Genomic DNA, 7,525 nt, shown 5'->3' with positions numbered 1-7,525 from the left:
TTAATAAAATAAATGCTTTGTGTACCTAAGTATTTATTTTATTTTTCTTCATAGCTGTTCATAAATTTTCTTCTTCATTAGAGATAATAAGATAAGGTCATCACCTATGCGTTTTTTTGAATCATAGGTGATGACCTTGTATTTGAAAAGTGGGTATGTTTATTTTTTTACATCAATGAGTTTAAAACGTTCACAAACGAGTAGCATATCTTCAGAAAACTCATGTCCAAGTGCATTCAATTCTTTGGTAAAGAACTTTGTGTGGGTATCTTTCCAGTAGTCATAAGTTCGATCACCTTCGCCTTCTGCAATGGCAAATTCTTCGGGCACTTCATTCATTGGTGTTACAGTTACTTCTATTGTTTTAATAATGGCTACAGGCTCATCCTGGCTATTTAAGATAATACTATAATCATTTATTGCTGGAAGTGGCTCATTGTCTAGTTCATAGAAGATATGACCAGAGCATGTTGCTGTTTTCACGCCATCAATTACTAATTGAGCAAGATAATCAGGAGATGCTCCGAACTGCCATGCGCTGACAGATTGAGGTTTTTCACTTTCCTTCCAATACTCATCCCAATACTTTTGTGCTAATTGGTTCATTTGTATCATTCACCTATTTCTCTATTATATATTCAAATACATAATTCATTGTCATAAGGTTCTGGTCATCTATCTCTCCTATAAACCTCTATAATAACATTAAAGAATATTCAGAATTAATAAGTCAAGTTATTTTAAACAACTACTTAAGTTTTTAAGATTAGATAATTTATTTCGAGTAATAAAACCAACGCTTTTTATGGAGATTTTGTTTAGCATATCTTTTTTTAAAATGGAGAAGGTATGTCTGTTAGGGTCGTATAATTTCAACTAACCGATTCTTCCATAGGAATATCGGTTAGTTAGTGTTTTTATAGGTGATCTTTCTATAGTTAGAGCAATACGAATATAGTAAATACAATAGCTAACAAAATGCGATAATAGGCAAAAGGTTTTAAACCTATTTTCGAGAGTAGCTTTAGAAACGTTACTACTGCTAACATTGCTACTACAAAAGAAGTAATAAATCCTACTGCAAACATTGGAATATCATCTATACTTAAATGTTCCCAACTTTTTAATAAGTCTAGACCGGTTGCACCAACCATGACGGGAAGAGCGATAAGAAAAGAAAATTCTGATGCAGCGTTATAATTCACTTTTGCTAACAATCCTCCAGACATTGTGGATCCAGCTCTTGAAAAACCAGGATATACCGCTAAACATTGAAATAATCCAATTGTTAATGCTTGACGATACGTTAAATCATCTAATGAATAAGAGGTAGCTTCAGGTTTTTTAACTTCTGCAAAAATCATAAGAATAGCTCCTGCTACAAGTCCGATAACGACAGTATATGGCTGAAATAAGTATGTTTTGATTACATCATGTAATAGTAAGCCAACAACTACAGCTGGGAATACACCTAGGAAAACATGTAGTGCATTGAATTTTTTCTCTTTCTGCAAGAGAGGCTTAATGTTACATAAGGAAACAAGGCGTTTGTGATATAAAAAAGCAATAGCTAAAATTGCTCCTAATTGTATGACAATCTCAAATGTTTTTGCTCTTTCTCCTTCAAAACCTAATAAGTGTCCGACTAGTATAAGATGCCCAGTAGAAGAAATAGGTAGGAATTCTGCTAGTCCTTCTACAATACCGAGTATGAAGGCAATAATTGTATCGCTCATAATTTCACTCCTATGTCAAATGTTAATGAAAATCTATGAAAGAAATCTATTGACGTTTTTCTTAGTGAAAAACATTAAATTTGTATAGATGGAATATAAAATTATAACTGTTATAAAGCTATACATTGTTAGTGTAACTGTAACGGGAGCCCATACTGTAACAAACGACCAAGGTACTCCAAGTAGTATTTTGGGGAGTTTTAAAAAGAATAGTAGTCCCCCTGCAACGACACATATATTTATGAGAAATAATATGAATTTCTTTTTGTTTAATAAAGTCCAATTTCGGCGTTTTTGTAATAACCTTCTTATAAGTCTTATGGTTAAAATTATAAATAATATACTTAAGCACGCTGTCACAATGAATATTATGGTTGCTATTTTATCTACCTTTTGAAAGCTATCTATTTGCTGTGTACCGGAAATGTTCTTTCCGTTCCAGAGATCTATAACACCTTGACCAATTGATGTAGTAAATGTACTTTTCATATTTGCTAACACCGCTACGCCTGTTTGTTCATCCGGTTGCATTATAATAAAAGACGAAAAGTTTGGATTTTCTCCATCATGGAATACAATTTTTTTGTCTTTTTGTAAAACAACCCATCCGCTGGCATAGTAGCTATTATTAGCAACTGGTTTCACTGTCTTATCAGGGATATGTGAATCCGAAATTAGTTGTGGATCAATGGAATCGTTTGTTTCAGTTCCTAATTGAAGATTCATCCATTTTGCTAAATCATTTGTATTACTGATAACATAACCTGCGGGTGTATTACCACGATAGATAGGTTGTGTATATGCATATGGTCTCATAAATCTTAATTTATACCCAGTAGCCATCTCATTGGATTGTCCTTGTAAGTAACCTACTAATGAATTTTTCATTCCAATTTGATTTAAGATGTTTTGCTTCATATAAACTTCATATGGCTTTTTTGTCACTTTTTCAATTACAAGTCCTAAAATATCATAATTAATAGTTGCGTATTCAAAAGAGCTTCCTGGCTTATGATCCAATTTTGTGTGTTGTAATGTTTTGACGGTTGCTTCTAGTGCATCATTCTCTGTACTGATGGGAATATCGCTAATAGTGGTAGAAGGTATTCCGCTAGTTTGATAAAGCAAATGATTTAAAGTAATATTTCCTGGTTTATCGTTATAAGTTAATTTTAGCCATGGTAAAAATTTTGTGATATCGTCAGTTCTTTTTAGTAAGTCCTCTTTTTCTAATTGTAAAATAGCTAAACCTGTAAAAGCTTTACTTGTTGAAGCTAGCTCAAATAAAGTATCTTCATTTACAACCTTTTGGGTTTTTAAATCTGCGTACCCAAATCCTTCTTGATATACAGTTTTTCCTTTTTCGACAATGACTACTGATATTCCTGGTATTTGACTAAGCTCTTGTTGTTCTTTAATAAATTGGTCAATTTGTTGTATGCGTTGTTCTTTAGTTTGTTCACTTTCAGCAAAGCTAATTTGTGAGAATGGGATAAGAAAGACTAGTATTAAAAAACTGATAGAAAGGTAATGGTAGAGTATCTTCTTTTTATTCATCTTTAATAGCTCCTGTCCGTAGGTAATAATAGATGACAAAGTGGTTGAAATCTTTTATAGGGAGTGTTTAATCTAAATAACCGGAAATTAGACCCACACCTCAAAATTATCAGGGGGGACAAAAGAGAGGTGTGGGAACAACTTTGAATAAAAGCCTGATTTTAAGTGGTACACAACGCATCTACTAATAAAACCCTTAATTTATCTACTTAGATTAATGAATATCAACCTTTTTAAAATAGAATATTGTTGTGATAAAGCCGATAATAGATGTAGCTGCAATGATGATATATGAATATTCCGGAGGATATGTTGGTTGCAGTTCGTTATTTACTATATCGATTGTTGCTGCCCAAGGAAATAAATCTTTGTGCTCTGAGTTTGCAGTCATAACATTTATCATCGTTATAACGATTGTTAATATAATAGGCGGAACATAAGTTTTCATTACAAGGGTTAGCAGTACAATAGGGGTTGATAAAATAAAAAGAAATCCGCCGCACATTAAAAATTTCATTAAAGATTGCAGAAGTAATGAGCTACTGAAGCCAGAGAAGTTTCCTAATAATCCTAATAATAAAGTTAGTCCCCAAGCAACTATAGTTAGCATCATAATCCAAACAAATAGGAGGATGAATTTACTTATAATAAAGTTAATACGTGATACAGGAATGGTTAATAGATTTTTTAATGTATCTTCCGTATATTCCCGGTTAAAGAGATAAGCAGTCACTACACCGTATAGGGGGATTCCGATTATTAAAACAGTATATAGATTGACATCAGAGAACAGTCTATCAAATAGTATAGTTGGATTAGGATTTTTTGTTTTTATGTGTACATATGACGCTACTACTACCATAAAAGGTGCCACAGCTGCTCCAATAATACTAATTAAGAACATGTTAGAACGTTTTAATTTTAATAATTCTGTGTATAGTAGATTAACCAATTGTTCCACCTCCAACTAATTTGGTGAAGTAATCTTCTAATCTATCTTCGCTCATCATAATTTTTAATACTTCGATATCGTTTTGGACAAATGTTTTATTAATTTGTCCTTGTTGCCCAAAATGGGAATAGACGCGAATGTTACCCTCATCATGCACTTCATAATCCGAAATATGAAATTGATTTTCTAAAAGCATTACAGCTTTGTTATCGTTATTTACTTGGAATTCTAAGTATTTTCGATTTGTTTTTCGAAGTGTATCAAGAGCAATTTCCTTTAATAACTTTCCTTCATGAATAATTCCCATATGATCGACTAGCTGTTCGACTTCAGCTAAAATATGGCTGGAAATTAATATCGTTATATTTCTTTCTTGTGCTAAAGATTTAATGAGCTTTCGCATTTCTTTAATACCAATTGGATCTAAACCATTAGTTGGTTCATCTAATATTAACAGTTCGGGATAATGGAGAAGAGCTCTTGCAATTCCTAAACGCTGTTTCATCCCTAAAGAGTATTTTCCTACTAACTTTTTTGTTTCATGCTGCAAGCCTACAATTTCTAGTGCTTCTCCAATCGCATCCTTTTTATGAACCCCGATTATCTTTGCATTAATTAATAGATTCTCTCTTGCAGTTAGGTTTTCATAGAACCCTGGCACTTCAACGATAGAACCGATTCTCCTTAAAATTTCTTTTTGATTCCGAGATAAATCCTCTCCGAATATTTCGATTTTTCCGCTTGTAGGTTTTATTAATCCCAGTAGCATTCGAATTGTAGTCGTTTTACCAGCACCATTTCGCCCGATAAATCCGTAAATCTCTCCTTGGTTTACAGTTATATTTAGATTATCTACTGATTTTTGTTTGTCATAAATCTTAGTGAGATTTGTTGTCTTTATAATTGCATTCACTCTGAAACACCTGCTTTCCATAAATAAGCTCTTAATTACATGATAAAAAGGAGGATTTAACTGCTACTTAATCATTTCTTAACTGTTTCTTAAAAATGGTTTGTTTTGGGATAGAAAATCCAAAGGTGGTTCTTTCCCACGGAATACTTTCTACCCATATTTTCCCGCCGTTTTTTTCTACGAGAGCTTTAGCGATAGCGAGTCCTAGACCACTCCCACCATGAGAATGGTTCCTTGATTGTTCACTTCGGTACATTCTCTCAAATACGTTATTTAAATCATGTTTTGAAATTCCAGGTCCTTTATCCCAAATAAGCAGCTGATATTCATTAGTGGTCTCTAAGAGTTTTATTCCTATTATCTTTCCGGATTTTCCGTAATATATAGCATTTTTCATGAGGTTACCTATAACTCGTATAAGGCTAAGATAATCTGCTGTAACGGGACAAGGTGTTTCTGGGATGCTAACTTGTAACTCTAAATCATGTTTTGTTAGTTCAGGTAAAAATTCAATTAAAGATTCTCTAGCAATTTCAGCAAAATTGAGAGGCTCTTCCTTCAATGGAAATTCATCTGCATCTAGCTTGGCCATATTAAATATTTCATCAACTAATTGTTTTAAGTTGCTTGATTTCTTTGAAATAATTTCAAGATATTCTCGTTTCTCTTCTTCTGAAGTAGCAATATCATCTTTTAAAGCATCAACATAGCCAATAATAGAAGTAAGGGGTGTCCGGATATCATGCGAAATACTAGATAGGAGCTGTTTTCTAGATTCATGAGATTTTACAGCTTCAATTTGTACTTTTTCTAGCGCGGTTATTAATTCATTTGTAGAAAAAATTACTTCATCCAATGAATGATCGTTATTTGTATAGAGTCTAGCATGTGTACTTCCCTTGATAGCACGTTTTAATCCGGTAACCATGGATTTTCGATTTTCGATAAAATGAAGTCTTATAAAGAAAAGACTGATTGTCATAATGAAGAGTGCAATAAATAAAGCTAATCTTCCTGTTTCTAATTGATTGTTACTTATATCTATAGATAGGAGTGCCGTGATTGCTAAAAGTTGCAATAGAAGAAGATACAGAACTTTATCATTCTTCATGCTTCTCACCTACAAATTTATAACCGATGCCCCAGACGGTTTGGATGAATTTAGGATTGGAAGGGTCAGCCTCGATTTTCTTTCTAAGCTTTCGAATGTGCACCATAATGGTATTATCATCTTCTATATAATTACTATCCCAAACATTACGGAAGAGTTGTGTTTTTGTAAAAACTTGTTCAGGGTTTAAAGCAAAAAACTTTAATAATTCTAATTCTTTTCCAGTTAAAGAGATTTCTGCGCCATCTACGTTAACTGTGTACTTTTTCACATCAATTGTTAGCCCTTTAAATGTTAGGAGTGTTTTGTCCTGCGTGCTAGTGTTACTCCCTAACACGAAAAAACGCCTCATAAGAGCTTTTACTCTAGCGACCACTTCATGAATACTAAAAGGTTTTGTGATGTAATCGTCTGCCCCTATGCTGAGACCTAAAACTTTATCCACTTCATGATCTTTAGCAGTAAGCATTAATATTGGGATGTTTGTTTTATCCCTAAGTCTTCTACATACTTCGATACCATCAATCTTAGGCATCATGAGATCTAGTATGATCAGATTATATTTATTTTGATTAAATAAATGAAGTGCTTCTGCGCCATTTATAGCGATATCTACTGTATATAATTCTCGTTCTAGATATTTTTTTAATAAATCTCGTATTTCTTTTTCATCGTCTGCTATAAGTACACGGATATCTTCCATATTGTCACCTGCTTCTAATAGAGTTTTATTAATAGTATAATTTGTATAAACAAAGGTTGTAGTATGGCTCGGTAATAAAAAAATACAATAACTATCTAATTATATACTATTGATTGTTAAAATAAGGTTATTAGTTTTGATGAAAGGAATAGGATGTATGGAATCGAGAAGAGGGAGATTAGGAGTGATTGAATATAAGGGGAACTCCCCAAAGATAGTTTGAATAAGAGTGTTGTGAAACGGAAGTATATAATTTTGAATGTCTTCTAAAATAGAGAAATGAGTAATGAACTTGAAAGTTACCTGGAGAAATAGATTACTAGATAAAGGGACGCTCTTGTTTCTATCTATTGAAATTTCAATGCGTTTTTTCTCATAATACATTGATGCAAAAAGAGTGAATTAAATATATTTAAAAAAGGTATTGACGATTAGTATATTGAAGTGTAATATTATACGAGTCGCCGATAGAAAAAACGCAAAACGCGACAAACGAAATGAAAAACTTAGTTGACATTGAAACATGAAAGTGTTAACATAAGGGAGTCGCAAA

General features: G+C 32.7%; 7 protein-coding genes. All 7 read right to left on the bottom strand.

Translation table 11 applies throughout. The annotated features are described in order from the left end of the window. Positions 1-159: 159 nt before the first annotated feature. Positions 160-606: an ASCH domain-containing protein gene (locus ACM6HU_RS22915; protein WP_033670935.1), complete on the bottom strand. Its 447-nt coding sequence runs from the start codon at positions 604-606 to the stop codon at positions 160-162. A gap of 332 nt (positions 607-938) precedes the next feature. Next, positions 939-1,736 carry an undecaprenyl-diphosphate phosphatase gene (gene bacA / locus ACM6HU_RS22910; protein WP_016117053.1) on the bottom strand — a complete coding sequence of 266 codons (798 nt, stop codon included), beginning with the start codon at positions 1,734-1,736 and terminating at the stop codon, positions 939-941. Between the two features lie 33 nt (positions 1,737-1,769). Beyond that, positions 1,770-3,293, bottom strand: coding sequence for a serine hydrolase domain-containing protein (locus tag ACM6HU_RS22905; RefSeq protein WP_016117054.1), 1,524 nt, complete (start codon positions 3,291-3,293; stop codon positions 1,770-1,772). Between the two features lie 214 nt (positions 3,294-3,507). Further along, the gene (locus ACM6HU_RS22900; RefSeq protein WP_016117055.1) at positions 3,508-4,245 is read right to left on the bottom strand and encodes an ABC transporter permease; all 738 of its coding nucleotides are present in this window, start codon (positions 4,243-4,245) and stop codon (positions 3,508-3,510) included. Then, positions 4,238-5,179, bottom strand: coding sequence for an ABC transporter ATP-binding protein (locus tag ACM6HU_RS22895; protein ID WP_033670936.1), 942 nt, complete (start codon positions 5,177-5,179; stop codon positions 4,238-4,240). The genes ACM6HU_RS22900 and ACM6HU_RS22895 overlap by 8 nt, the downstream gene beginning before the upstream one ends. A 46-nt stretch (positions 5,180-5,225) precedes the next feature. Further along, positions 5,226-6,269 (bottom strand): sensor histidine kinase, encoded by a 1,044-nt coding sequence (locus ACM6HU_RS22890; protein WP_016117057.1) that lies wholly within the window; start codon positions 6,267-6,269, stop codon positions 5,226-5,228. Then, entirely contained in the window at positions 6,259-6,972 is a 714-nt protein-coding gene (locus ACM6HU_RS22885) for a response regulator transcription factor (protein WP_016117058.1), read from the bottom strand. Before ACM6HU_RS22885 ends, ACM6HU_RS22890 begins: the two co-directional genes overlap by 11 nt. Positions 6,973-7,525: the final 553 nt, after the last annotated feature.

Source organism: Bacillus sp. IT-79MI2 (assembly GCF_949768135.1).
GTDB classification, from domain to species: domain Bacteria; phylum Bacillota; class Bacilli; order Bacillales; family Bacillaceae_G; genus Bacillus_A; species Bacillus_A pseudomycoides.
Note: the sequence above shows the minus strand (reverse complement) of the source record. Positions and strands in the feature narration are given on the sequence as shown.

Coding starts and splice junctions, on each gene's coding strand:
- ACM6HU_RS22895 (WP_033670936.1), bottom strand. CDS start 5,179: ATGGAAAGCAGGTGTTTCAGAGTGAATGCAATTATAAAGACAACAAAT.
- ACM6HU_RS22885 (WP_016117058.1), bottom strand. CDS start 6,972: ATGGAAGATATCCGTGTACTTATAGCAGACGATGAAAAAGAAATACGA.
- ACM6HU_RS22915 (WP_033670935.1), bottom strand. CDS start 606: ATGAACCAATTAGCACAAAAGTATTGGGATGAGTATTGGAAGGAAAGT.
- ACM6HU_RS22905 (WP_016117054.1), bottom strand. CDS start 3,293: ATGAATAAAAAGAAGATACTCTACCATTACCTTTCTATCAGTTTTTTA.
- ACM6HU_RS22890 (WP_016117057.1), bottom strand. CDS start 6,269: ATGAAGAATGATAAAGTTCTGTATCTTCTTCTATTGCAACTTTTAGCA.
- bacA (WP_016117053.1), bottom strand. CDS start 1,736: ATGAGCGATACAATTATTGCCTTCATACTCGGTATTGTAGAAGGACTA.